This window comes from Prochlorococcus sp. MIT 1306 (assembly GCF_047304515.1).
GTDB classification, from domain to species: domain Bacteria; phylum Cyanobacteriota; class Cyanobacteriia; order PCC-6307; family Cyanobiaceae; genus Prochlorococcus; species Prochlorococcus marinus_D.
The window spans coordinates 1,861,642-1,885,751 of record NZ_CP138959.1 but is presented as its reverse complement, the minus strand read 5'-3'; the positions used below and the strand labels follow the sequence as shown (position 1 = coordinate 1,885,751).

Below are 24,110 nucleotides of genomic sequence, written 5' to 3'. Positions count from 1 at the left end.
GCATTGAAGTCATAGTTGAAGATTAGCTCAAGTGTGGCTTGTTGATTATTGCTAGGCCCAGTAACCTCTTGGGCTGAATGAAAATATTAGGCCTGGTCTAACCTTTGCCTGGCTTAGGTACTCTTGCATTTATGAGTTGACTCTTTTTTAAATTAACCTTATCAAGATAAGCCTTGCCTTCAGGTTTTAAAATATTTTTTAAGCCAGTTGGTATTTGTTCTGGTTCAACCCAATGCAGTGGATCAAGGTGGCTCTTTAGATGCTTGCCCGCTTGAATCATTTAATTGTTATTTCGCGTGGGTGCATGCATCTTGATCGTAAACACTTTCTAAGTCATCTCAGGGATGTATGGATTCTTTCTGCTGGAGACCTTGGCGAGTTAATTTTTTGAAGGTTGAATAAATATTTGCTAATTAAACTCATGACTTGATGTGATGCTTCGGCTGTCAGTTGTTTGTATGAAGCCCTTGAAGACTATAAGTATTGATCGAGTTATTGACGGGCTATGCTATTTAAAGCTGAAAGACGTTAATTGAATCGCCTCACAACTTCTCCTCTCGAAGGCGCTCGTTTGGGAGTTTTGGGAGGCAGTGGTCTCTATGCCATCGAAGGCCTTGAGAACATTCAAGAATTGGAGATTGATACTCCCTTTGGAAAGCCTTCGGATGCTTTTCGGCTCGGCAAGCTTGACGGTATGGAGGTGGTGTTTCTTGCTCGCCATGGGCGTAATCACACTTTTTTGCCTACGGAAGTTCCCTATCGAGCGAATATTTGGGCGATGCGTTCGCTTGGTGTGCGTTGGATCCTTTCACCTTCAGCAGTTGGTTCATTGCAGGAACAGGTGCGCCCCTTAGACATGGTGGTACCTGATCAATTCATTGATCGGACTCATCAGCGACCACTGACTTTTTTTGGAGATGGGGCGGTGGCTCATGTGGCAATGGCTGATCCTTTTTGCCTCACGCTTTCTCGCTTATTGGCGGATGTTGGCGAAAGCCTGATGCCGGATGGACGCCAATTGCATCGTAGTGGTACCTATCTGGCGATGGAAGGTCCGGCCTTCTCCACGCGAGCCGAATCGAAGCTTTATAGGAGTTGGGGCTGCATGGTGATCGGAATGACCAATCACACTGAGGCTCGCCTGGCTCGGGAAGCAGAGATTGCCTATGCTTCTTTATCAATGGTTACTGATTACGATTGTTGGCATGGTCACCATGACAGCGTGACTGTAGAGATGGTGCTTGCAAATCTGAGGGCCAATGCACAGTTGGCCACAAAGATCGTTCGTGCAACAGCCAAAATGGTTGCAGATATTCGTCCAGTCAGCACAGCTCACAATGCTTTGGAAGATGCATTGCTAACCGCCAAAAAGCATGTAACTGACTCAACCCGCCGTAAACTTGACCTGTTTACAAGGCCTTACTGGGGCGAGTTTGGCGGTAGTTGATGGTCAGTTTTTGTTTTTAGAAGATCTAACTCTGCATGTAAATCCCCACCCTGCTAGGTAGGGTTTACACACAGAATCTTGACTCTAAATTAAGCTGAACCGACTCCAGTGAAGGAGCCGAAGAAGAAGAGTCCTAGGACTGAGAGGACAGCCATGCCGCCAACGGTTGCCACTAACCATAGGGGTAGGGATCCTTCTGTCCAACGGCGTTCCCATGAAACGGCTGGAGTGCCGTCTGGAAGACGGTCAGGTATGCGTCCGTCAGGGCCTTTAAGTTTCGTACTCATGCTTCAGATCCCTTAGTTGAAGAAGTAGCTGGTAAACAGCACGGCAGTAACAAAAACCAGCAAAAGCCCTAGGTAAAGGCTGGTGCGGTTCAGTTCTGCCGGCAGGTTGTTCGGGTTTGGGTTTTGCTCCATGGTTTGGGAGTGGGATCAGCGACGGATGAGCTGCATGGCGGTTATGGCGCCAAGGAAAAACACTGTGGGTACACCCAGGACGTGTACAGCAAGCCAACGCACCGTGAAAATCGGATAGACACGGACGTTGAGAGCTTGAAGCGGTGCAGAAGAAGATTGAGCCATGGCTTATTGCAGGCGCAGGTCGAGTTGGGATTTGGCTTCGTAGCGTTGGCTAACGACAGGAGCCTTACTTTCGCTTGCCTGGAAATAGGCATCAGGGCGAGGTGTGCCGAATGTGTCATAGGCAAGGCCCGTGGACACAAACAGGTAGCCGGCGAGGAAGATCGACGGCAGGGTAACGGCGTGGATCACCCAGTAGCGGATGCTAGTGACGATCTCGAAAAAAGGGCGTTCCCCGGTGGAGCCAGCAGCCATGGCCTCAGGCGTATCAGCTTTTAGATCCTATAAGGCTGAGCCTCAACACTGCGTCTGGTGAACGGCATGGTTACAGAGCGTTGCTCATTTGGCTGAAGGTCAAGCCTTACCCCACCCAGCGCAGAAGGTGCCCCCGTTCCCCAAGAACAAACCCTTTGGCTTGGCTTTCAGAGCTGGTGTCGAACAGGATCCTGATCAAGTTCGAGGGTTGTGTGTCTCCCATGGGATCGATCTGCCAGCTTTTTCCGTCATCCAGAGTCTTAATAAGCGTTCCGTTGCCGCCTGCTGCCCAGATGCCCCCGTTGGGATCCCAGGACAGATCCAGATAGTTGTAGCCATTGGTAATTGGAATAATCGCTTTCCCCCAGCTGTCGACGTTTCCGGGTTGATCGTTTAGGCGGATCTCGGCGCCCCTGGCCACCATCCATAGTTCACCGTTGGGTTGATAACCCAGGCTCTGCACCCGCTTGCTGCTCACCCTCTCATGGTTTTGCCAAACATCCTGGCCTATATCCAAGGTGGAGAAGAAATTGCCGAGACTGCTCACGCTCACGTAATTGCCAGCTGCACTGCGCCTGAGATCGCGCACTGCACCAGCCGCTTCACTCACAGTTGCTTGCCAGGTGGTGCCACCATCGCTTGTGCGATAGATGGCACCTGCGTTGGTGGCAAGCTCAGCATTATTGGGACCTAGGTTGGTAATCAGATATGGATCCCCTGGGAGTTTGTTTTCAAGCTTCAGGCGTGACCAGTTCTTGCCTGCGTCAGTGCTGTGCATCACCAGCCCTGGCTGCCCAGCGATCCAACCCTCATCGCCGTTGAAATCGATACTGATGAGCCGGAAGTTTTCATCCTCTTCAAGATCCAAGCTGCGCTTCTTCCAGCTGACACCGCCATCATTGGATTCCATGATTAAGCGGTTGGTACCAACAACGAAGCCGTGCTTGGCGTCAGAGAAACTGATGTCCAGCGGATTGGACTCAGTGTTCAACTCCAAGGGTTGCCATGGGCTGGTGCTGGCGACCGGAAGCCGGCTGGTGACGCATCCACTGAGGCCGATCCCGATGGCCGCAATCAGCAGAAGGTTGAAAAGGTTCGAGAACAGGCGGCTCATGGGAGGGATGCGTTAACGCAGCGAGTAGAGGGAGAGGAAGAAGGCGAAGGCCAGTGCCAGGCCTCCAAAGATCAGGACATTCTTTTGCCCGGGTGTTAAGCGGTTGACGCCGATGCCGTAGTTGAGGTTTTGGTCAAAGCCGCTAGGTGCACTGCGAGGACCGATGTTTTTGAAGGCGTCGATGCGGGCACGGCATACGGGGCAGCGAAAGTTGGTTGGATCGAGATCCTTGAAAGCTGTTCCGGAAGTGATGCCAAGCTTCTTTACTCCTTCTTCTGGGTCATAGACGTAACCGCAACTGCGGCACTCAAAGCGATGGGTGAGCTCATCGTTGTCGGACTCTGCTGAGGCGATGGTTTCTGTGGCCATACCATCAAAGTCAGTTTGAGCAACTGATTCGGCTTCTGTCGAGTCTTCGGCAGGTGTGGTTTTGTCGCTCACAGCTGCACTGTCAGGTGGGACAACTCTATCGGCGTTAGCCCATGGCAGTGAATGCCAGACTGATCAGCAAGTCGTACTTGTCCATGTTTGCGCTGCCGGGTTATGACGCTTTTCTCGGCTTTCTGCTGATCTCAGCAGCAGTACCGGTCTTGGCGCTTGTCACCAACAAGCTCTTGGCGCCTCGCAGTCGCACCGGCGAGCGGGAGCTGACCTATGAATCAGGGATGGAGCCCATTGGTGGTGCCTGGATTCAGTTCAACATTCGCTACTACATGTTCGCTTTAGTTTTCGTCATCTTCGATGTGGAGACTGTTTTCCTTTATCCCTGGGCCGTGGCATTTCATCGTTTAGGTCTATTGGCTTTCATCGAAGCCCTTATTTTTATTGCCATCCTTCTTGTTGCACTGGCTTATGCCTGGCGGAAGGGTGCCCTCGAGTGGAGTTGATTTCATGTCAGTGACCCCCTCCATCGATGCCGTACGTGACTTGCGTGCAGCGAGTTGTGGCCCTGTCGGCGCTCCCAGTGTGACCAGTGACTTGAGTGAGAACATCATTCTCACAAGTCTGGACGATCTACACAATTGGGCTCGGCTTAGCAGTCTCTGGCCGTTGCTGTATGGCACCGCGTGTTGCTTTATCGAGTTCGCGGCTCTGATTGGATCACGTTTTGATTTTGACCGTTTTGGATTGGTGCCCCGAAGCTCTCCTCGGCAGGCTGATCTCCTCATCGTTGCGGGCACGGTGACCATGAAGATGGCTCCAGCCCTGGTCAGGCTTTATGAGCAGATGCCTGAGCCTAAATACGTGATTGCTATGGGTGCATGCACGATCACTGGTGGCATGTTCAGTGCTGACTCCACTACCGCTGTGCGTGGAGTAGACAAGCTCATCCCCGTAGATCTGTATCTCCCAGGGTGCCCACCTCGCCCTGAAGCAATTTTTGATGCGGTGATCAAGTTACGCAAAAAAGTGGGTGATGAATCGGTCTCTGAGCGGATCAAGATTGCCCAGACCCACCGCTACTTCACAGTGCCCCATCAAATGAAGCGAGTTGAGCCAATTATCACCGGGGCCTACTTGAGTGCTGATACCCAGAAAGCTGCCTTGAAGCCTGGTGCTGGGCTACCAATTGCTGCGGAGTTGAATACCTCTGAAATTGATGCCAGCCCAGCTTCTCAGCCTTCATCAACCTACGAGTCATGAGCGAGACCCCTTCCACCCCCACGGTGCCGGCGGGTCCGGAACCTGGACCTGTAAGCAGCTGGCTCAACCAGCAGGGTTTTGAGCATCAGTTGCTTGATCCTGATCATCTTGGTGTGGAGGTGATTGGTGTGGAGTCGATGTTCCTGCAGGTGATCGTTGCAGCTCTCAAGGCTGATGGTTTTGATTATCTTCAATGCCAGGGTGGCTATGACGAAGGCCCTGGCCAGCAGCTGGTCTGCTTCTATCATCTCGTGGCCATGGCTGAAATGGTTGCAAAGATGGGGGTGGGAGATTCGTCGTCGGAAGCGGCCAAGGTCCGTGAGGTACGTCTCAAGGTGTTTTTATCCCGTGAAGACACACCTTCGCTCCCATCGATCTACGGCTTGTTTCGCGGAGCTGACTGGCAGGAGAGGGAAACCTTTGACATGTTCGGCATCAACTTTGAGGGACATCCCCATCCGAAAAGGTTGCTAATGCCTGAAGACTGGAAGGGCTGGCCACTGCGGAAAGATTATGTGCAGCCCGACTTTTATGAGATGCAGGATGCTTATTGAGCATTCTTTTTATGCTTTCGATAGAAGCGCATCACCGCTAGGGCAAGGCTGCGTGGGTCATGGCGCAGAGTTGCGCGAGGCCTTTTCCCTTGCAATGGAGCTTGCATCAACTCATAGCCCTTGGCGATGAGTGCTTGAGCATCACAGTTGACCGGTTCAGCACCTCGTGCTTGATAGTGCTTCACCAATGGGGATTCTCCTAGGTCATCCTGGGCCAATACGGCATTGAATAGTTTCTGGCTGATGCCCAGGCTGGCGAGTTGGGCTTCGATTGCTCTTAGGTGACCAACAACATCCAGTCCATCTGTTTCGCCGGGTTGAGTCATTAAGTTGCAGATGTAGAGCTTCGGTGCTCGGCTCTGCTGGATGGTTCGAACTAATGCCGGTACAAGCAAATTGGGTAATAGGGATGTATAGAGGCTGCCAGGTCCTAAAAGAATCAGGTCTGCATTAGAGATTGCCTCTAGGGCGCGGGGCAGGGCTGGCGGTTGTGCGGGCAAGCAGCCAAGCCTCACGATTGGACTTGGGGCCTTGCCGATCGCTGATTCCCCTTCAATGCGCTGGCCGTTTTCTAGTTCCGCCCAGAGCTGTACATCTGCATTGGTAGCGGGAACGACCTGACCCTGAACTGCGAGGACTCGACTAGACGCTGTGATGGCTGTCTCTAGATTGCCCGTGATCGCTGATAGTGCAGAGAGAAAGAGATTGCCGAAGCTGTGGCCCTCTAGACCACTACCTGCTGAGAAACGATATTGAAACAGTCGTGTGAGCAGGGGTTCTTCGGTTGAGAGTGCAGCCAGGCAGTTGCGAATGTCGCCTGGGGGCTGAACACCAAGTTCGCGACGCAGGACTCCGCTACTGCCGCCATCGTCAGCCACTGTGACGATCGCTGTGATGTTGCTGCTGTAGCGCTTCAGGCCACTAAGCAGAGTGGAGAGGCCTGTTCCACCTCCGATGGCAACGATGTTAGGGCCACGGTTGAGTTTGCTTTTGGCACGAAGGGCGTCAACGAGCACGGTGTCCTTGTCGGGCGCTAGTGCTTGTTGGATCGAGCCAAAGCTGCGGCTTTGTCCCCACAGCACTAGGGCGGCTCCGATTAAGACCACTAAAGGACCTGTAATGCTGCGTGGCAGCACAGTTGTGATTGTTCCCAGTAGCCAGACGAGGGTCTCGATGATCCAGTAGATGGGCTTGAGGTCCGCCCAGATGGCTGCTCCTAGGAGTGCCATGAGAAGGCCCAGGCCCGAAGTGAGCAGCCAGCGCTTGACGACCAGTCCAGGTAGCAGCCAACTCACTGCTCTGCGAGAACGGATCATTAGACCCCTTTCGCTAGCAGCCTTTATCCCTTTGATACTGGCGCGACGCTGATGAGAGCGGCGCTGACTAAAGCGGTGTTTGGGCGAGGTCACATGCGCGGGGACAAACCGGCCATAGGTCTTTAACGCAACTGTACGAAAGCTTTCCTTCTTCGACATCCCGGGCACAATGACTCGGTTCCCAGCACAGGGTATTTGTGTCAAAAGCCACCCCCGTGGTCGAGATGTGTGATCTCACCATGCAGTGGGGACAATGGCCAGTGCTTGATCAGGTCAACTTGGCAATGCAGCCTGGGGAACGCTTGGCGGTCGTGGGGCCCTCTGGTGCTGGTAAGTCAACGGTGTTGCGGTTGCTGGCAGGTTTGGAGTTGCCTACGAGCGGAGAGCTTCGCCTCTTTGGTGAGCAGCAGGCTTATTTGCGTCTTGATCAGGAGCAACCCCCTGATGTGCGCCTTGTATTTCAAAACCCAGCGTTGCTGGCCTCCCTCACGGTTGAGGAGAACGTGGGGTTTTTGTTGATGCGGGGGGGGCGCATTAAGCAGAAGGAAATTCGTGAGCGAGCCATAGCTTGTCTAGAAGCTGTAGGGCTTTACGATGTGGCTGATCAACTCCCAGGCCAGCTCAGTGGTGGCATGCAGAAACGAGTAAGTTTTGCTAGGGCCCTGATTGATGATCCTGATCGGGAGAGCGGAGCGATGCCGTTATTGCTTTATGACGAGCCAACTGCGGGACTTGATCCTGTGGCGTGCACACGAATTGAAGATTTAATTGTTAAGACCACCACCGTGGCCAGAGGTTGTTCGGTAGTTGTGAGCCATGTACGCAGCACGATTGAACGTTCTGCAGAAAGGGTGGTGATGCTTTATGGAGGCAAGTTTCACTGGGCTGGCTCTATAGAAGACTTCGGTAAGACGGATAATCCTTATGTTGAACAGTTCCGTACCGGTAGTCTTCGCGGGCCAATGCAACCTGAAGAGCATTGATGTCTATGCGACGCAGCGTTCGTGATGCGATTGTTGGATTCTCCATCGTTGGAGCAGTGGTTGCCTTTGCCGGAACCTTGCTCTGGTTAAGGGGAGTGCGTCTTGGCGCCAAGGTTTGGAGCATCAAGGTGAACTTCCCAGATGCAACTGGTCTTGCTGAACGTTCTCCCGTGACTTATCGCGGCATCTTGGTGGGCACTGTCGTCAAAATCGATGTGACTTCTCAAGCTGTGCAGGCCACCCTTGAAATCAATAAGGGTGATCTGCGCCTTTCCAAGCCGGTTGTCGCCAAGGTGGCCTCTAGTTCATTGCTTGGGGGTGATTCTCAGGTGGCGTTGGTGAGTCTTGGCAAGCCGTTGTCTGCTAATGCTCCTCTGCCTAGATCAATGGATTGTTCTGGCAGCAAGGTGTTGTGTAACGGGGCAACGATTGTTGGTGAGCCTCCGGTGAACATCTCTTCAGTGACAGAAACGCTTGATCGCCTCCTGCAAGAGGCAGAGAAGCAGAAGTTAGTCACGTATTTGGTTGACTCCACCAAGCAGATCGAGAGCACGGCCGAAGATGTCTCCAAATTAATGCGTCAGCTCAAGGATGAGCTGGCTCGCGCTGAACCGATAATCAGCAATCTCAATCTTGCAACCGGACATATCAACAATGTGGTTGAAGCATTCGACAATCCCAAAACAGTTAATGATCTCAAGCAGACTGTGAGTTACGCCCGCTCTCTTACGGCAAAATTTGATGCAGTTGGTGGAGATGTGGAAAAGCTTACGAATGATCCGCAATTCATGAATGCTGTGCGTAGCGTTACGATTGGTTTTGGTGAGTTTTTTAATGAGCTTTACCCGGCTCAAACTGGTGGTGATAGACTTTGATGTATGATGCTCTTTAGAGCCTATATACGTGATAAATTTATAGGCTTAAGTATTATTTGACTTGGTCAATTGCCTCCATTGCGATGGCGGCAATTGCTTGATCAGTTGCCTTTGGTAGTTGGACGTATTTGCCGGCGGCGGCTTCTGCTAGGTCCTTGCCCATGCCACTGCCGATGAACTTACGCTCGGTGTCGATGACTAGCAATTTGATTCCAAGGCTGCGGTAGCGGCTCGCTACATCAAGTAATTCCTGCTTTAGATCAGGTGGCTCTTCTCCTTCAAGTTGTGGCTGACCCAGTGAGGTCCCTAAAGGCACATTGCCGCGTCCATCCGTGATGGCAACAACGACAACTTGGGCGAGATCTCCTTTAGACAATGCGTTAGCACCCACACGAGCAGCCTGGGTAAGACCATGGGCGAGAGGAGAGCCTCCGCCGCAGGGCATCACTTCTAGCCTTCTTTTTGCTGCAGTAATCGATTTGGTTGGAGGTAGTAAAACCTCCGCTTGTTCTCCTCGGAATGGGATGAGTGAAACCTCATCTCGGTTCTCATAGGCCTCGGTGAGTAAGCGAATGACAGCTCCCTTGGCGCCCTGCATGCGATTTAGAGCCATCGAACCGCTTGCATCAACAAGGAAAATGACGAGTGAACCAGCCTTGCGTTGCAGCAACTTGGCTCTCAGATCTCCTTCTTCGACAATCACGGTGCGATCCGGCTGTCTAGATCGCCGAGCTTTTTGATATGGGGCTGCAGCTCTTAATGTCGCATCGACGGCGATACGTCGAACAGGGCCACGAGGGATGATGGGCCTGACGTAGCGGCCACGGCTGTCACTTAGTACTGCCGAACGGTTGCCACTGTTTCCACTTTTTGACTTGGCTGCAGAAAACAGCAAAAGGTCTGGATCGATTGCAATTGCTTCTGGATCAAGCATGAACTCTTCTGGAACCGGTGGTGATGTCTGCTCTTCAGGGGTGTCTTCGTCATCATCTTCATCCTCATCTTCTTCAGAAGTGTCTTCTTGCGATTGATCTGGTGGTGGCGGTGCTTGCTGTTGCTCTGGCGGGGGGGGCTCCATTTGCTCTTCTTGAGGCGGCAACTGCAATGCACGCGGTGCAATCACCAGCCGCACGGCGACTTGGAGGTCGTCTGCTTCAACCTGGTCTCGGCCGCTGAGAGCCGCGTGGGCCCTTGCCACGCGTACTGCATAAAGCTCAGAGCGATGCCCTTCCACGCCTCCACGAATGGCTTCATTGACCAGATATTCGATCTGTGCGTGACTGATTTGTACATCCGGCAGCCATTGACGAGCCAGTAGCAGCTGGGTTGCCAGTGCTTCGGTTTCCTGGGCCCACTTTGCAGCGAAGCTCACACTGCATTGGCCATGGGCCAGTACTGCCTCGGTGATCTCAACACGTTGCTCGTTGCTGATCAGCTGGTCGGCGGAGAGAGCGATGGCGAAACGGTCCAATAGGTGGTCGCGCATTGCCCCTTCTTCAGGGTTGTAAGTAGCAATCAGTAGTGGACGGCAGGGATGGCTGAGGCTGAGGCCTTCTCGCTCTACTCGGTTTTCGCCGGCTCCCACTGCCGCCAGCATGAGGTTGACGATGCCGTCATCCAACAGATTGAGCTCGTCGAGATAGAGCACTCCCCGATGGGCTTCTGCTAGTAGTCCAGGTTGGAAGACTGGGGTTCCGCTGGTTAGGGAGGCCGTGACGTCTACAGCGCCAACAAGTCTGTCTTCAGTGATGCCAATTGGAACTTGCACAAAGGGTGCTGGGATCACACGGCTCGGCAGTGACTCCTTTGAGTTCTCCTCATCGGTGGCGCCCTGTTGCGTTAGCAGGCGTTGGCTCGCTTCGTCCCATTCCTCAGGGAGCTGTGGATCCAGGTTGAGGCCAATGGGGCGATGAATTTGTGAAGTCTGCTGATCTTTGCTAAGGGCTTCCAGATCGAGGACATCGATTGGCGGTAGCAGTGCATGCAGTCCCCGTGCCAAGACCGATTTGCCAGTGCCGCGGCCGCCGGCGATCACCACCCCACCCAGTTCTGGATCAACCGCTGCTAGGAGCAGTGAAAGCTTGAGCGTTCCATGGCCTGTGATTGCGGCAAGAGGAAAAGCACGAGTGGCCATGTCCTGGCCTGCTCGATCTCTGGACCTTGTGTTGGCAGTTGCGGCCGATCCGCTTGCAACCATGGAGTCCCCCCGGCTCGATGACGTGTGCGCCAGTCTCGCTGATCAACTTGGAGTTTCTACTGCTTATTCTGCTCCAAGCACGTTGGCGGTGGCACTAGGAGCCAATTTGGCTAGTGCTTTTGGACCTCCTCATGCCACCTTGAGGGCAGTGCGGCCTGAGTTAGAGCAGACCATCCATGAGTGGCTCTCAACATCGCTTGGAGAGGCATCAGGCGAAAGGGTGAATCCTGCAGGTTTGCGTTGCCGTTGGTCGCCATTATTTGAGACGGACCCCGTTGGCGGTCCACCCGAGCAGCCTGTCTACATCAATGCGGTAGTTGTGGTGGATGGGCCGCGGCTTGCTTTGTTGCAGCCTTGTGAAGCCGCTGCGCTGTCCTTATTAGCCAGGCTTCTGGCCCTGGAGAAGCGCTTCGGACGAGATCGCCAGGCAGAGTTGATGCGCTGGGAATCGCGCACACTGGATCTTGATTTGCTTGCCTGGGGCGCACTACAGGTTCAGCACGAGGCCCTAATCCTTCCTCACCCCCGTCTGATTGAACGAAGTTTTGTCGTGGTGCCACTTGCAGCGGCCCTAACGGGAGTGGGTCAGGTGCCGCGCCGGATTCCCCCTGATTTGGACTGGCTTGAATAGGGGTGGCGCAATTCAAGTCCTTGTCTGGTCATCAGCCACCATGCTGGGAGTTCTTTGTTTGTGGTCAACATGGTGCCTCTTCCGCCCCCTGAGCCGTCTTTGCTGTTGGAAACCACAGCAGCATTGGAGGCAAGAAAGATTCGTTTTGAGATCAATCGTTTTGAGCTGCCGATTGGGGTACAGGGTCTCTTTGGTCTGATTCGCCATCCAGGTGCTTCCTTAGCGGTGCCAATCACTGCCGATGGCAGGGTTGTGGTGCTGCGTCAGTACCGCTTTGCGGTAGCCCGCCGCATCCTGGAATTTCCTGCTGGCACGCTTGAGGATGGTGAAGATCCCCAGGCTTCGATGGAGCGGGAACTGGCAGAGGAGGCTGGCTACAGCGCAGCTCGCTGGGATTCTTTGGGGCAGATGCTGCCTTGCCCTGGCTACTCCGATGAAGTCATACACCTTTTTCTGGCCCGCGACCTTAAAGCCCTGAGCGAATCTCCTGCTGGTGATGAAGACGAGGATCTTGAGGTGCTGCATATGACCCCAGCTGAATTCGATGCTTGCTTAGCTAGTGGTGATGAAGCTCTGGATGGTAAGAGCATTACCGCTTGGTATCGGGCGCGTCAGTTGTTGGGTCTCTAACGATCACCATCCTGTTGGTTGCTCTGGTATTACTGCGAAGCAGTATTTGTGTTTGGAGGTTCTGCTTGATAACAAGTCATAGCAGGTATTAAATAAGGCTTTTTAAGCAACCTTGCTCATGTAAGTTGAGGTTGCTTGGCTGAATGGATTATGGACCATAGTGATGGTTATTTTTTTAATTTTGGCTTATTTGGTAGACACATAATATGTAATTAGCAACATTCCGGCATTCACTTTCTGGCTTATTGCTCTCAAGGAATCGTAAGAGCCACTCTATTGATTCATTCCACTTTGGCTAACGCAAGCAACGTATGACTTGACTTGCAGGCTCGATCATTTCTGCTTTGGAGCAGTTGAATCCCATTGCTTCTAGCGCTTTGGCGTCTTTCTGTAATCGCTGCTTGCGTAGGTTGCTTGATTTGCTATCAGCGATGACGATTTCTTGGCCAACTTTAATTTTTGAAGCGATTTTAAGCAGTCTTTTATTATTGATGCAAATCCAGTTTGGGCCTGGCAATAATAGTCTGCCTTGCCTTAGCACATAATCACTGGCATTGAGCTCACTGCATTGACGCGTGAGCTTTATTTTGCTTGCGGCTGCGTTAATAGACAGGGCCCGGTAATTTGAGTCGTTGCGTTGTTTATAGGGGCTTTCTGGGGCTATTCTTGTGAATGAATCTGTCCAGAAAAGTGATAATAGAATTGCTATGATTCCTGTTAGAAGAACCCCGCGCCATTGCAGCAGCTCTTTGGAATGTATGTGTGCCCCTAGCCAGCAACTAATGGCTCCTAGGCAAGCAGGTGCTAGAACTATATAATAACGAGGCAATGCAGAAGGCTTCCAGATAGATATTGTATAAGTGATTATTAAGAGTAGCAGGCCTGCATCTACTCCCCATGCTTGTATTAGCAATAGGCTTGAAGGAGAAGAAGTATTTACTTGGGTGAATTTCAGTAGAAGGAAGGTTCCAAGGCCTATCGCAAGGACTAGTTGCCAGTGTGGACCTAAGGCAGTTAAAAGAAGATATTGAAGTAATTTTGGTGAGAGAAGGCTAGTAGGCTCTAGCCATTCTCGTCCTTCTTGGCTAGTCAAGAATCCTAAGTTGATTAACATCCAAAGGCTTGGCAGTAGAAGAGCTAAGCAACCACAAGAAAAAAGGCGACTTTTTTTTACGGAATCCATCTATTAATGTTTGTACAATTAATAGACCAAGCCCGTAATAATGAGTAAGACCTACTGCTGCATATGTAAGTATGTATAAGTACCTCGAGTTAGTTTTGTTTTGTATGACGCGCAAGCGAAATACTAGTGCGATGCTGATCAATGCAAATAAGAATGCATAAGCTTTGCCCTCGACTGAATAGCTAACTGTGAAAGGTATTGAGCAAGACAGTAAGAGCGCACAGATTGAGGCAACTGATGATTTCTGATAGCTCCAGGCTGCAGCGCTTATTGCTGCACAGCCAATGACATATGCGACCCAGGAGAATGACCTCAGCACCATGACAGTTTCTCCGAAGATCTTTCCTGTCAACCAGAGAATGACATAATAAAAAGGAGGGTGAACATCGGTACGCAAATAGTCAATCAGAAAACTTAGTGATGGTTGGAAGGATTTCTCTACTGTGGAGAGTTCATCATTCCAAAGGCTGGTGAGGTTGACCGCCGCTAAGGCTTTGAAGATGAATGCTGCTGAGCAGATTAGGGCTATGATGAGTAGGCATATTCTCCATCTGCTTGGCGATGGTAAGGAAAATATTGTAAAGGCCGCTGAATGTGCATCATGGGCAGGCTGAGCAATCGTTTTCTTGTTCATTCTCCTTGGTTCAGCTCTGGCTAGTTGTTTCTTTTTGTGGGTCTAAGTGCAAAGGTTGGCTGATTGTTCTAGATGAGTAGATCTCGATCATTGAGCGGATGAGGAATGAAATTGTTAATGAGAATTGCGCTTCCGTCTGTGAGATGAAGTTACTCCTGCTCCTTTGAAATGATCATTGCAAAGATTTTTGCCGTTGTAAGTGGCATCTACTGATCTTGAGCAGCGTAGGTGATTGAAAAGCCGCAGCAGCGATGTTATTAGGCTTTTTAAGCAACCTTGCTCATTTGAGTTGTGGTTGCTGGACTCAGCAGCTTGTGCAACATAGAGACAACCTGTTGCTGCTGCTCTTCGCTCAATTCTGGGAAGATCGGCAAGCTCAGAACTTGACTGCAAAGCTGTTCAGTGACCGGCAGGCTGCCCGGGCCTTGGCGAAGCCCTTCATATGCCGGTTGGAGATGGATCGGGATTGGGTAGTAAATGATGGTGTTAATGCCATGTTCTAGAAGACTTTGTTTGAGCCAATCACGGCAACTGCTATCCGGCAGGGTATTGCTGCCATTGGTTTTTGACGGTTTGCCAAGGCTCTCAGAGTTGCTTTGGTTGATTGGGCAGCTCGTTACCCGCACCACGAATTGGTTCCATGCATGTTGCAGATGGCTTGCTTTTGTTTGCTCTGGAAGCTCGAGGCAAGGAAGGTTTGTGAGCAACGTTTGATAACGGGTCGCGATGGCTTGTCGCTTCTCAACCCAGCAAGAAAGCCTTGGTAGTTTCACGTTGAGAACGGCGGCTTGCAGTGCATCCAGTCGGCTGTTGTAGCCAAGTTCGGTATGCAAATATCGACGCGGCATTCCGTGAACAGCGAGTTCTCGCATTCGCTGAGCAAGCTTTGCGTCATGTGTGCTGACGGCTCCACCATCGCCAGCGCCGCCAAGGTTTTTGGTGGGAAAGAAGCTGAAGCAGCCCACATCGCCCCAACTGCCTACAGATCGTCCGTTCCACGCTGCACCACTGGCTTGGGCACAATCTTCGATTACTTTCAGCCCATGTTTGTTGGCGATGGCCATCAGCTGCTCCATGTTGACGGGGCGGCCGAAAAGATGAACTGGTAAAAGAGCACGAGTGGCTGGGGTTATTGCTGCTTCGATTTGTTCCAGGTCGATGAGATAGGTGTCCGCTTCGACGTCCACGAAGACAGGTGTGGCGCCGACCGAACTGATTGCCTCGGCAGTGGCAAAAAAGCTGAAAGAACAGCTGATCACCTCATCTCCTGCTCCGATATCCAGTGCCCTCAGGGCCAGGACCAAAGCATCGGTGCCGCTGTTGCAACCAACGACATAAGGCACGCCAAGGGAGTTGGCAAAGGCTTGTTCAAAAGATTCAATTTCGGCGCCGCCGATGTATTGGCCACTGCGCAGCACGCGCAAGACCGCCTCATCAAGGTCAGGCCCCAGTTCGGCTAGCTGTTGCGTAAGGCTAAAAGGGGGCACCTGCATGAGAAGCACCTTAAGCCGAGCCGAAGACGGTTTAGCCGCTTTTGAAGTGGCAGATCAGCCGAACCAGGGGGGCTCTTGTCCTGGGTGCCACTTGATGTTGCAGCCGATTGAGGCCTGCTGGTTGGGAGAGACATCTTGCCCGTTCAAAACGGCCTCTAAGGCAGCACGTAGGTCTGATCCAGTCACAGGTGCATCGTTCCCAGGGCGGCTGTTATCCAGTTGGCCGCGGTAGCAGAGTCGCTGCAGTCCTTGTGGAGAGGGGGCAAAGAGGAAGAAGTCTGGGGTGCAGGCGGCTTGTAGGGCCTTGGCGAGGCTTTGGTCAGTATCCAGTAGATATGGGAACCGCCAGCCTTGCTGCTTGGCCTGAGCTGCGAGCTGCTCAGGACCGTCTTGGGGATGAGTGATCAGACTGTTGCTGGCGATAGCCAGTAGCTGCACGGAATCTCCGTAGTCCTGATCAAGATGGGTCAGTTCTTTTTCAATGTGTTTCACGAAAGGGCAGTGGGCGCAAAGCGCCATCAGCAGGAGGGGCTTGGTTGGCAGGCTGCTTGTGTTGATTGTGTTCAGGGCGCCAAGCCCGCCATCGATCTCAAGATTGGTGCCGGGTACCACCTTCAATGCAAACGAGGGTAAGGGGGTCCCGAGAGGCAGCATCGTCGAGGGAGTGAGGGCCATGTTGGGAAAGCAGCCCTTCAATGCTGGTTCAGGATGACTTTGCATGGCGGCATCAATGCCTTGAAGCAAGTCAATGCAAAAGGAAAGACCTTCCTGTTAGTGGCTTTGGCCGTAGTGCTTAACGGCTGTATGACGTCGTCTTCCAAACCCAGCTGGGCTATTTATCCCTTGCAGCGGCATCAAGCTCATGACGGCCTGGCGGTGGTGAGTGAGCCTGATGGTTATGGCGTGCATCTCTTTCTCGAAACGGATACCAGTGATCCAGGGATCTGTACGCCCCGTTGGTTGCCAGACCCTGCAAGGCTTTTCAATGGCAATGGCAATGCCCCATTCAGCTCAGGGCTTGCGTCTCGTAAGGAATTTTTCGTGGTAGTGGCTCGCGGGGATGTGCGCAGTGCCTTGAAGCGTGAGCTGAAGGCTCTTTGTGTTGATCGGGCGCCTAGGGCGAGATGGCGCTGGCAGGAGCCGCCCCGCGCTGCTGATCAGGTGAAGCCTTTGAGATTGCCTGCGTTGGAGGAAGAAGACCTGCTCAGGGATCCAGAAGAAGAGAGGAAGCTTCAGGAGGAGTTGTTAAACGGCAACTCGTCTGGAAGCTGATCGAATAGAGCTCTTGGCGACCTTATTCGGGGCATCCAGTGAAACTCGGCGTGGCATGGGAGAGAATCGCTGCCAATGTTCCCTAGTTCGTTCGCTCTGATGCTTCTCGATCTAAGCGGTAAGAAGATCCTCGTCACAGGTATCGCCAACAACCGTTCCATTGCCTGGGGCATCGCTCAACAGTTGAAAGCCGCCGGCGCTGAGCTGGGGATTACCTATTTAGCGGATGAAAGGGGCCGTTCGGAAGGCAAGGTGCGCGATCTCACTGCTCCTCTAGAACCCAGTTTGTTTTTGCCTTTGAATGTGCAGGACAGCAATCAGATCGAGGAGGTGTTTGCTGTGATTGCCCAGCAGTGGGGCCAGTTGGATGGTTTGGTCCATTGTCTTGCCTTTGCAGGCAAGGAAGAATTGGTGGGTGATTACAGCGCCACCTCGGCCGAGGGATTCGCACGCGCCTTGGAGATCAGTGCCTACTCGCTGGCCCCGCTTTGTCATTACGCCAAGCCTTTGTTTAGTGATGGTGCAGGGGTTGTGACGTTGACCTATCTCGGTGCAGATCGTGCCATTCCGAATTACAACGTGATGGGTGTTGCCAAGGCTGCTCTGGAGGCTTCAGTGCGTTATCTCTCTGCAGAACTTGGCCCTGATAAGCAGGTGCGTGTGAACGCGATCAGTGCTGGCCCCATTCGCACCTTGGCTAGTTCTGCGATCGGCGGCATCCTCGAGATGATTCATAACGTTGAAGAAAAGGCTCCCTTGCGTCGCACTGTGACCCAGATCGAAGTTGGCAATACAGCCGCGTTCTTGTTGAGCGATCTTTCCAGTGGTATCTCCGGTCAGACGCTTTATGTGGATGCTGGTTACTGCATTAACGGAATGTGATTTGGCTGGCAGCATGACTTCATTTGGATGGGCATCATGACGTCGCTAAGGCAGGGGGATGTTCATCGCGTCACCGCTGAAACCGACGTGCTTGTTCGTGTTGGGCTTGATGGCTGTGGTCAGTGCAACGTTTCTACGGGGGTCGCCTTCCTCGATCACATGCTTCACCAGCTTTCCAGCCATGGCCTGCTGGATTTAGAGATCACCGCGACTGGTGACACCCACATCGATGACCATCACACCAATGAGGATGTGGGTATTGCTGTTGGTCAGGCCCTATCTCAGGCGCTTGGAGATCGACGTGGCATCCACCGCTTCGGTCATTTTGTGGCACCACTCGATGAGGCGTTGGTTCAGGTTGTTCTGGATTGCTCCGGTAGGCCTCATCTCAGTTATGGCCTGCAAATTCCCTCTCAGCGCATTGGTAGCTACGACAGCGAGTTGGTGAAGGAGTTTTTCGTGGCAGTTGTGAACAACAGCGGCCTCACCCTGCATATTCGCCAGTTGGCAGGCACCAATTCCCACCACATCGTTGAAGCTTGTTTCAAGGCCTTTGCCAGAGCTCTGCGCATGGCAATTGAAATCGACCCGCGAAGGGCCGGTGCAGTACCTAGCAGCAAGGGTGTGCTGGAGCAGGCTGGCGGGCAGAAGAGCTGAATGCTTGGGGAGTGGGGATTTCCTCGCTCGCGGCTGCAAGCCCTTTTGCGTAAGGATTGGTCAATCTTGATCAGCCTTGCAGTGAGCACAGTGAGCGATAGCCCTTCAACAGTGTCCGCGACCTCAATAGATGTACCCGGCGGGTTTGATCGGGATGACTGGGCAAGTGGTTATTGCAATGTTGAGCAAGAGCTCAATGCTGTGTCTTTAAGTCCCCTGAGGGGACAGATTCCAGCTGAACTGCAAGGCAGCCACTATCGCAATGGTCCAGGCAGGTTTGAACGCGATGGGCAATGGGTGCATCACCCCTTTGATGGCGACGGCATGATCACTGCTGTGCGATTCAGCGATAGCAAGGCCACGCTGAGTAATCGCTTTGTGCGAACGAAATACTGGCAGGAAGAGGAAAAGGCTGGTCGCTTCCTCTATCGGGGAGTGTTTGGCACGCAGAAGCGTGGTGGGGCGAAGGCGAATGCTTTTGACGTGCGTTTCAAGAACATTGCCAATACCCAAGTGGTTCAACTTGGCGATCAGTTACTGGCTCTTTGGGAGGCGGCTGGCCCGCACGCGCTGGACCCTGTCAGCTTGGAAACTCATGGGCTTTCGAGTCTGAATGGGGTGCTGAAGCATGGAGAGGCTTTTAGCGCTCATCCCCGCTTCGATCCTGGCCACCATGGCGAACCTCGCATGGTCACCTTTGGTGTGAACACAGGGCCGACTAGCAAGATCCGGCTGATGGAGTTTGCCACTCAGGGGCCAGATGCGGGACGCCTCATCAGTGATCGCACAGACAGTTTTAAGGGTTTTGCTTTTCTGCATGACTTCGCGATTACTCCCAACTGGACGCTCTTTTTGCAGAATGCGATCAACTTCAATCCGTTGCCGTTTGTGCTGGGTCAGAAGGGTGCGGCGCAATGTTTAACGTCTAAGCCTGGAGGCCAGGCAAAGTTTTGGTTGATTCCTCGTGATTGCGGCACTTTTGCTGGGCAGCCGCCGCGCATCTTTGATGCTCCCGATGGTTTTGTTTTTCACCATCTCAATGCTTGGGAAGAGGGGGATGAGTTGGTGTTGGAGAGCATTTATTACAGCGATTACCCCTCGATTGATCCCGGCGAGGACTTCCTCTCGATGGACTTTGACTTTTTCCCTGAGGGTCGATTAGAGCAGTGCCGCATCAATCTTTTTGGGAAAGGAATTGAAACCAAGCGCTTTAGTGAGCGTTGTTGTGAATTTGCGATGGTCAATCCACGCCGAGAAGGGTTGTCGGCTCGTTATGCATGGATGGCTGTGGCAGAGCGTGAAACCGGCTATGCCCCCCTACAGGCGATCAAGAAACTGGATTTGAGCAATGGTGATCAATGCTTATGGAGTGCAGCGCCGCGTGGATTTGTCAGTGAGCCATTGATGGTGCCACGCCCTGGCAGTGAAGCTGAGGATGATGGTTGGCTGTTGGTTTTTGTATGGAATGGAGAGCGTCGTGCCAGTCAGTTGTTGATTCTGAATGCAAACGATTTAAGCGAGCAGGCAGTGCTTGAGATGCCTATTACCATTCCATACGGATTACATGGCAGCTGGGTTGCTGCTGATTGATTGCTTGAGTTTAGGGTGTTAATTGGCGAACAAATTCCAAGCTTATTTTGAATTTGTTCGCTCTAAACTTCAGGATTTGGTTGGTTGACTAGACAAAGTCAATCACATCAGCAGCGAGAAACTCACCCTTATCAACATCCTTCAAGGTGGTGTGAATGCCATCTGCTGTGAGCAATAGATCATCACCAACTTGCTCAAAGGAAAGCTCATCTCCATCTGCTACAGAGATGCGATCGTTTTCAGCGAATGAAAAGGCGATGATCACATCATTACCACGACTCAGCCTGTAGGTATCAGCGCCTCGATCACCTTTGAGAATGTCATCACCGTAACCACCATATAGCCGATCATCGCCATTGCCTCCAGTAACTTGATCATCTCCACCGCCTCCTAGTAAAACATCATCACCACTACCACCAAAGATCACTTCATCTGCGGAGGTTCCAGTTAAGGAATCATCAGCATCAGAACCAATGATTTTTGGTTCACGCAAGCTCTCAGGAAGAACACCAGATAATGATTGGGCGTAGAGCGCAATATCATTGCTATCACCACCTTTGTAGGTAATGAAGAGCTCTAGGGTACCTCCATTATCGCTGGCAAATCTGCCTACTGAATCTCCTTCATCAAGGCCCTCATATTGACCAGTGAGATCTCCACCAACTTTGGTGATCACAAAGAAATCACCAGCAGAGAGTTTGAATTCATCAATCAGCGAAACATTGAGTTCTCCTGCGAGTTCTAGGTTGCCAGTAATTTCAATCCAATCGTGTTCTGTAGCGGTGCGATCGCCAGCGCCATCGTCTATACCACCTAGTTCTATTTCTGTAGAGCCACCTTTCTTGTAATAATGGCCATCAACGAGCATTCCGCCTGCGGAACTCCCTGGCTTGACGTGACCATGGTCTGTCCAACTGCCTTTAATTTGGCCATCGCCTGTATAGGTTCCGTTATTAATAAACCCCTTTTCTTTTAGTCTATTGTCAGAATTTTCAATTATACCGCTGTTGTTCAGCGTGCCGCTGTTGTGCAGCTTGCCGGCGCTGTTGTTAATAAGCGTGCCTTTGTTGTTCAGCATGCCGGCTCTGTTGTTAATAAGCCAGCTGTTGTTGTGCAGCCTGCCGGCTACGTTGTTAATAAGCGTGCTGTTGTTGTTCAGCATGCCGCCGCCGTAGTTGTTCAGCTTGCTGTTGTTGTTCAGCGTGCCGCCGTAGATGTTGTTCAGCGTGCCTTTGTTGTTAATCTCGCCGCCGTCGTTGTTGTTAATCTCGCCGCCGTCGATGTTGTCAAGCCTGCCGCTGTTGTCAAGCCTGCCGCTGTTGTTAAACGTGCAGGGTGGTGGTGTCCGATCCAGCGTGCTTATCTTGTCGTTGATCAGAATTCCCAAGTTGTCAAGCCTGCCGCTGTTGTTAAGCGTGGCGCTATAGTTTCTAAGCGTGCTGCTCTCGTTGTTGCTCAGATACCCTCTGTTGTTCAGCGTGCTTAGTTGTGTAGCAAGCCAGGAGTAGTTGAACAGCAAGCCGCCGTCGATGTTGTTCAGCGTGCCGTTGTTGTTCAGCGTGCCGCTGATGATGCTGTCGCCTCCGTTCTCCAGATAGCTGTCGGGGCCGTAGATGTTCAGCGTGCCGCTGCTGTTGTTGTTCAGCATGCTGTAGTTCTTCAGACGGCCGTTGTTGTTCAGCGTGCCGTTGTTGTTCAGCGTGCTGTTCTCGTAGTTGAACAGCAAGCCGCCGTCGATGTTGTTCAGCGTGCCGCTCTTGAAGTTGTGCAGCGTGCCGCCGTCGTTGTTGTGCAGTTCGTATGTGTTGTTCAGGATAACATTTTTTACCCAAATTGTTCCGTAGTTTTCAAATATATCATCATTAAAATCACCATCTTTTGCATGTATATCATTTTGGTTTGGGTTTGGAGAGATCTGATTGCCCATTGATGTAAAGTTTGTATTGATTGATAATAGGGCAATATAGTATAGGCGCCGTAGAGTATTGCGGCTTTTTATTTACTTGTGATCATTGCTATTTAATTGATCAATTTTGTTGGAGAAAGTAAAAGGGAATCCATTGCTCTCCAGTCATGTTTGGTTGTGAATTGGCGCCTTTGCTATGTAATTCATTCACACTTTGATGGCTCAAGGGTGCTAGATCTAAATTAGGAATCTACATGTTCAATGTTTTCAGCTCCGATGCGGTTGTTGTGCTCTCCCTTGATGGTTGGCTTGCTTGTTGGCTCTAGTGGATTGATGGGCTTAGCAAGCTCGCCTGCTCATGCTGGTGAGCTTCGTTGTGATGGCACTTTGCTGCAGCTCAGTGTTCGTGAAAGTGGCGAGCTGCGTTCAGATCGCTTTCGTTTTTCCTTGCAAGTTGAAGCCGAGGGGAAAACTTCATCGGCAGCAATGGATCAGCTCAATCAGCGCTTAGTCACAGTTCGCAGTCGCGTGCGGCCACTCATCCTTGATGATCTAAAGATTCCTGCTCCGCGCAGTTATGCCATGGATGGCACTAGCGACAAACCACGCTTGCAGCGTGCTTTTACCAGCGTCAGTGGTGAGGTGGGCCGATCCAATTACGACGCGTTGATTCAGATCGCAGGCAGGTTGCCTGGCGTTGATTTGCAAGGCATGTCTTCACGTGCTGATCTTGCTAGCGAACAGCAATTGATGAATCAGTTGTTGCGTAGGGCTCTACAGCAGGGCAAGCATCAGGCTGAAACCACCTCTGATGCACTTGGCCTCAAGCAGGTGCGATTGCTGCGCATTGATCAGCGCGGTGATGGCTCGATACGCCCGCTCAGTTTTGCAAAAGCAGCAAGCTCACGGTTCAATCCCGACGAAGCACCGCAGCCGCGCCAGTCGCTCACGCTGAATCTCGATTACTGCTTGTCTTGAAGACAAACAGATTCGCAGCCAATACATTTTCCTGGATGTCTTCAATGACTTGATGCGCGATCGCTTGCTTTGGATCCTCAGCCTGCTCTTCGTGGCCTGGATGGTTTGGTCTGAAACGAGCTTTCAATATTTCGATCAATCGCTCGCTGATGAGCTTGATCTCTCCTCTGCTGATGTTGCCGTTGTGGGGGGAGCCTTCTTGCTGCCCTATGGCCTCGTTCAGATTCCTGTCGGTTGGGTGTTGGATCGTGGCCGTGCCGAACGTTGGCTGTTACTCGGTGCCATCACGGCTACTGCACTGACACTGGCCTTCGCTCGAGCTGAAACCCTTCATGGCTTGATCATCAGCCGCGCTGGCATGGGTCTTGCTTGTGCTGTTGCCTTCCCGGCCTCAGGGCTGCTTGCGAGGCGAACCCTGCCGCCGCAGCGTTTTGCTTTGGCGATGGGTGCTACCGACAGCCTGCTTGGTTTTGGCGCCGCCTTGGCAGCCGTGATGCCTGTGTTGATCCATTTGGGCTCCTGGCGGCAGCAGGTGACGTTGCAGATCATGGTGCTGGCGTTGCTGGTGGCAACACCGTTAGTTGTCGTGGTTGTTGCCAGCTCGCAGCAGAGTCGTGCAAAGCCCAGCCAATCGATCCGCGAACGCCAAGTCACTGATCATTCAGGGCGCTGGAGTGCCGATGCCATCAAGAAGGTTGTCCATGCGGCCTTGATTTATGCCTGGGGTGCTGGAACTCTTTTTGGCTTTTGTCAATATGGCTTGCTGTCCGAGGTTGAGGGGTGGAGCGGTTCCCTCAAGGTGGGCGTGGGCATGGTTCTTTCCCTCTTTACATCCGTAGGAATGCTTGGGGCAGGTTGGCTTGGCAGTCATCAGTCCAGGCGTGCTCCCATCTTGTTGGCGGGCAGCTGCAGCGCCGCCGCCGCTCTGTTGGTCTTGGTGGCGACCAACCCTCAATCCGTCATCGTTTTGATTTTGGCTGGAGCCATTCTTGGTCTGGGCCTTGGCACGAGTGTTTTGGCTTTTCCTCTTGCAGAAGCTGCAGCTCCTCCAGCTCAAACGGCTCTTGTTGTCGCCTTTGTGAATACAGCAGGCACGTTGATGGGAGCGTTGATGATCATGCTCTCTGGGGTATTGCTGCAGGTATCGACCCCCGGCAACACAACTCTGGTGGTGTTGACCTACGGCAGCCTTGCTTTGTTGGGGATCATTTTGGCTGCCTTGCTTCAGATCAACACCATCAAGCGATCTGCTCAATTCCTTAGCTGAGAGCGGATTGATTGTTTGGCG

General features: G+C 52.3%; 28 protein-coding genes. 14 read left to right on the top strand and 14 right to left on the bottom strand.

What is annotated here, in order from left to right:
* Window positions 1–97: 97 nt before the first annotated feature.
* Window positions 98–280, bottom strand: a complete 183-nt coding sequence (locus SIB74_RS09550) for a hypothetical protein (RefSeq protein WP_063396808.1) — start codon at window positions 278–280, stop codon at window positions 98–100.
* A 252-nt stretch (window positions 281–532) separates the two neighbouring features.
* On the opposite strand from SIB74_RS09550, the gene mtnP reads away from it, so the two are divergent.
* Entirely contained in the window at window positions 533–1,447 is a 915-nt protein-coding gene (gene mtnP, locus SIB74_RS09545) for an S-methyl-5'-thioadenosine phosphorylase (protein ID WP_063396809.1), read from the top strand.
* Window positions 1,448–1,536: 89 nt separating this feature from the next.
* Here the strand turns inward: mtnP and SIB74_RS09540 are convergent, their stop codons facing one another.
* From SIB74_RS09540 to SIB74_RS09515, 6 genes are all read right to left on the bottom strand, one after another.
* On the bottom strand, window positions 1,537–1,734 hold the full coding sequence (locus tag SIB74_RS09540; RefSeq protein WP_011827107.1) for a photosystem II reaction center protein J: 198 nt from the start codon (window positions 1,732–1,734) through the stop codon (window positions 1,537–1,539).
* 12 nt (window positions 1,735–1,746) lie between these two features.
* On the bottom strand, window positions 1,747–1,866 hold the full coding sequence (locus tag SIB74_RS09535) for a photosystem II reaction center protein L (protein WP_011131264.1): 120 nt from the start codon (window positions 1,864–1,866) through the stop codon (window positions 1,747–1,749).
* Between the two features lie 15 nt (window positions 1,867–1,881).
* Window positions 1,882–2,031: a cytochrome b559 subunit beta gene (psbF, locus tag SIB74_RS09530; RefSeq protein WP_011131263.1), complete on the bottom strand. Its 150-nt coding sequence runs from the start codon at window positions 2,029–2,031 to the stop codon at window positions 1,882–1,884.
* Window positions 2,032–2,034: 3 nt separating this feature from the next.
* Entirely contained in the window at window positions 2,035–2,283 is a 249-nt protein-coding gene (gene psbE, locus SIB74_RS09525) for a cytochrome b559 subunit alpha (protein WP_011131262.1), read from the bottom strand.
* Between the two features lie 106 nt (window positions 2,284–2,389).
* Window positions 2,390–3,397, bottom strand: a complete 1,008-nt coding sequence (locus SIB74_RS09520) for a photosynthesis system II assembly factor Ycf48 (protein WP_011827105.1) — start codon at window positions 3,395–3,397, stop codon at window positions 2,390–2,392.
* Between the two features lie 12 nt (window positions 3,398–3,409).
* Window positions 3,410–3,838: a rubredoxin gene (locus tag SIB74_RS09515; RefSeq protein WP_063396810.1), complete on the bottom strand. Its 429-nt coding sequence runs from the start codon at window positions 3,836–3,838 to the stop codon at window positions 3,410–3,412.
* 83 nt (window positions 3,839–3,921) lie between these two features.
* Here SIB74_RS09515 and SIB74_RS09510 point away from each other — a divergent pair, with 83 nt between their 5' ends.
* From SIB74_RS09510 to SIB74_RS09500, 3 genes are read left to right on the top strand one after another with little or no spacing between them, the layout of a single operon-like run.
* Window positions 3,922–4,284, top strand: coding sequence for an NAD(P)H-quinone oxidoreductase subunit 3 (locus SIB74_RS09510; RefSeq protein WP_063396992.1), 363 nt, complete (start codon window positions 3,922–3,924; stop codon window positions 4,282–4,284).
* Between the two features lie 4 nt (window positions 4,285–4,288).
* Entirely contained in the window at window positions 4,289–5,041 is a 753-nt protein-coding gene (locus SIB74_RS09505; RefSeq protein ID WP_063396811.1) for an NADH dehydrogenase subunit K, read from the top strand.
* On the top strand, window positions 5,038–5,595 hold the full coding sequence (locus SIB74_RS09500) for an NAD(P)H-quinone oxidoreductase subunit J (RefSeq protein WP_063396812.1): 558 nt from the start codon (window positions 5,038–5,040) through the stop codon (window positions 5,593–5,595). The genes SIB74_RS09505 and SIB74_RS09500 overlap by 4 nt, the downstream gene beginning before the upstream one ends.
* On the opposite strand, the gene SIB74_RS09495 is transcribed toward SIB74_RS09500, so the two are convergent.
* Window positions 5,589–6,911 carry a gluconeogenesis factor YvcK family protein gene (locus SIB74_RS09495; RefSeq protein WP_063396813.1) on the bottom strand — a complete coding sequence of 441 codons (1,323 nt, stop codon included), beginning with the start codon at window positions 6,909–6,911 and terminating at the stop codon, window positions 5,589–5,591. The genes SIB74_RS09500 and SIB74_RS09495 overlap by 7 nt on opposite strands.
* Window positions 6,912–7,150: 239 nt before the next feature.
* Here SIB74_RS09495 and SIB74_RS09490 point away from each other — a divergent pair, with 239 nt between their 5' ends.
* Together SIB74_RS09490 and SIB74_RS09485 are read left to right on the top strand one after the other, a co-directional pair.
* Window positions 7,151–7,894: an ABC transporter ATP-binding protein gene (locus tag SIB74_RS09490; protein WP_063396993.1), complete on the top strand. Its 744-nt coding sequence runs from the start codon at window positions 7,151–7,153 to the stop codon at window positions 7,892–7,894.
* Window positions 7,894–8,769, top strand: a complete 876-nt coding sequence (locus SIB74_RS09485) for an MlaD family protein (RefSeq protein ID WP_063396814.1) — start codon at window positions 7,894–7,896, stop codon at window positions 8,767–8,769. Before SIB74_RS09490 ends, SIB74_RS09485 begins: the two co-directional genes overlap by 1 nt.
* 52 nt (window positions 8,770–8,821) lie before the next feature.
* Here the strand turns inward: SIB74_RS09485 and SIB74_RS09480 are convergent, their stop codons facing one another.
* Complete coding sequence (locus tag SIB74_RS09480) at window positions 8,822–10,966, bottom strand: putative cobaltochelatase (RefSeq protein WP_011827097.1); 2,145 nt, start codon at window positions 10,964–10,966, stop codon at window positions 8,822–8,824.
* Here SIB74_RS09480 and folK point away from each other — a divergent pair.
* Window positions 10,902–11,597 (top strand): 2-amino-4-hydroxy-6-hydroxymethyldihydropteridine diphosphokinase, encoded by a 696-nt coding sequence (gene folK / locus SIB74_RS09475; RefSeq protein ID WP_369818055.1) that lies wholly within the window; start codon window positions 10,902–10,904, stop codon window positions 11,595–11,597. The genes SIB74_RS09480 and folK overlap by 65 nt on opposite strands.
* Before the next feature lie 69 nt (window positions 11,598–11,666).
* Window positions 11,667–12,227 (top strand): NUDIX hydrolase, encoded by a 561-nt coding sequence (locus SIB74_RS09470; RefSeq protein WP_041375232.1) that lies wholly within the window; start codon window positions 11,667–11,669, stop codon window positions 12,225–12,227.
* 295 nt (window positions 12,228–12,522) lie between these two features.
* On the opposite strand, the gene SIB74_RS09465 is transcribed toward SIB74_RS09470, so the two are convergent.
* The 4 genes from SIB74_RS09465 to SIB74_RS09450 all read right to left on the bottom strand — a co-directional run bounded on the left by SIB74_RS09465 (window position 12,523) and on the right by SIB74_RS09450 (window position 16,257).
* The gene (locus SIB74_RS09465) at window positions 12,523–13,320 is read right to left on the bottom strand and encodes a hypothetical protein (protein ID WP_413681680.1); all 798 of its coding nucleotides are present in this window, start codon (window positions 13,318–13,320) and stop codon (window positions 12,523–12,525) included.
* Window positions 13,313–14,044, bottom strand: a complete 732-nt coding sequence (locus tag SIB74_RS09460) for a glycosyltransferase family 39 protein (RefSeq protein WP_413681678.1) — start codon at window positions 14,042–14,044, stop codon at window positions 13,313–13,315. Before SIB74_RS09460 ends, SIB74_RS09465 begins: the two co-directional genes overlap by 8 nt.
* Before the next feature lie 266 nt (window positions 14,045–14,310).
* A complete protein-coding gene (locus SIB74_RS09455; RefSeq protein WP_063396995.1) occupies window positions 14,311–15,537 on the bottom strand; it encodes a DegT/DnrJ/EryC1/StrS family aminotransferase in 1,227 nt (408 codons plus the stop codon).
* A gap of 54 nt (window positions 15,538–15,591) precedes the next feature.
* Window positions 15,592–16,257 carry a thioredoxin family protein gene (locus SIB74_RS09450; RefSeq protein WP_063396996.1) on the bottom strand — a complete coding sequence of 222 codons (666 nt, stop codon included), beginning with the start codon at window positions 16,255–16,257 and terminating at the stop codon, window positions 15,592–15,594.
* Here SIB74_RS09450 and SIB74_RS09445 point away from each other — a divergent pair.
* From SIB74_RS09445 to SIB74_RS09430, 4 genes are all read left to right on the top strand, one after another.
* The gene (locus SIB74_RS09445) at window positions 16,246–16,809 is read left to right on the top strand and encodes a hypothetical protein (protein WP_063396997.1); all 564 of its coding nucleotides are present in this window, start codon (window positions 16,246–16,248) and stop codon (window positions 16,807–16,809) included. The two genes, SIB74_RS09450 and SIB74_RS09445, sit on opposite strands and share 12 nt — an antisense overlap.
* A gap of 99 nt (window positions 16,810–16,908) precedes the next feature.
* Window positions 16,909–17,691 (top strand): enoyl-ACP reductase FabI, encoded by a 783-nt coding sequence (gene fabI / locus SIB74_RS09440; RefSeq protein ID WP_041374942.1) that lies wholly within the window; start codon window positions 16,909–16,911, stop codon window positions 17,689–17,691.
* Between the two features lie 27 nt (window positions 17,692–17,718).
* A complete protein-coding gene (hisB, locus tag SIB74_RS09435; protein WP_063396816.1) occupies window positions 17,719–18,348 on the top strand; it encodes an imidazoleglycerol-phosphate dehydratase HisB in 630 nt (209 codons plus the stop codon).
* A gap of 66 nt (window positions 18,349–18,414) precedes the next feature.
* Window positions 18,415–19,938 carry a carotenoid oxygenase family protein gene (locus SIB74_RS09430; RefSeq protein WP_063396998.1) on the top strand — a complete coding sequence of 508 codons (1,524 nt, stop codon included), beginning with the start codon at window positions 18,415–18,417 and terminating at the stop codon, window positions 19,936–19,938.
* 88 nt (window positions 19,939–20,026) lie between these two features.
* Here the strand turns inward: SIB74_RS09430 and SIB74_RS09425 are convergent, their stop codons facing one another.
* Window positions 20,027–21,865: a calcium-binding protein gene (locus tag SIB74_RS09425; protein WP_074159160.1), complete on the bottom strand. Its 1,839-nt coding sequence runs from the start codon at window positions 21,863–21,865 to the stop codon at window positions 20,027–20,029.
* 240 nt (window positions 21,866–22,105) lie between these two features.
* On the opposite strand from SIB74_RS09425, the gene SIB74_RS09420 reads away from it, so the two are divergent.
* Window positions 22,106–22,822 (top strand): SIMPL domain-containing protein, encoded by a 717-nt coding sequence (locus SIB74_RS09420; RefSeq protein WP_063396820.1) that lies wholly within the window; start codon window positions 22,106–22,108, stop codon window positions 22,820–22,822.
* A gap of 52 nt (window positions 22,823–22,874) precedes the next feature.
* Complete coding sequence (locus SIB74_RS09415; protein WP_063396821.1) at window positions 22,875–24,089, top strand: MFS transporter; 1,215 nt, start codon at window positions 22,875–22,877, stop codon at window positions 24,087–24,089.
* Window positions 24,090–24,110 lie beyond the last annotated feature (21 nt).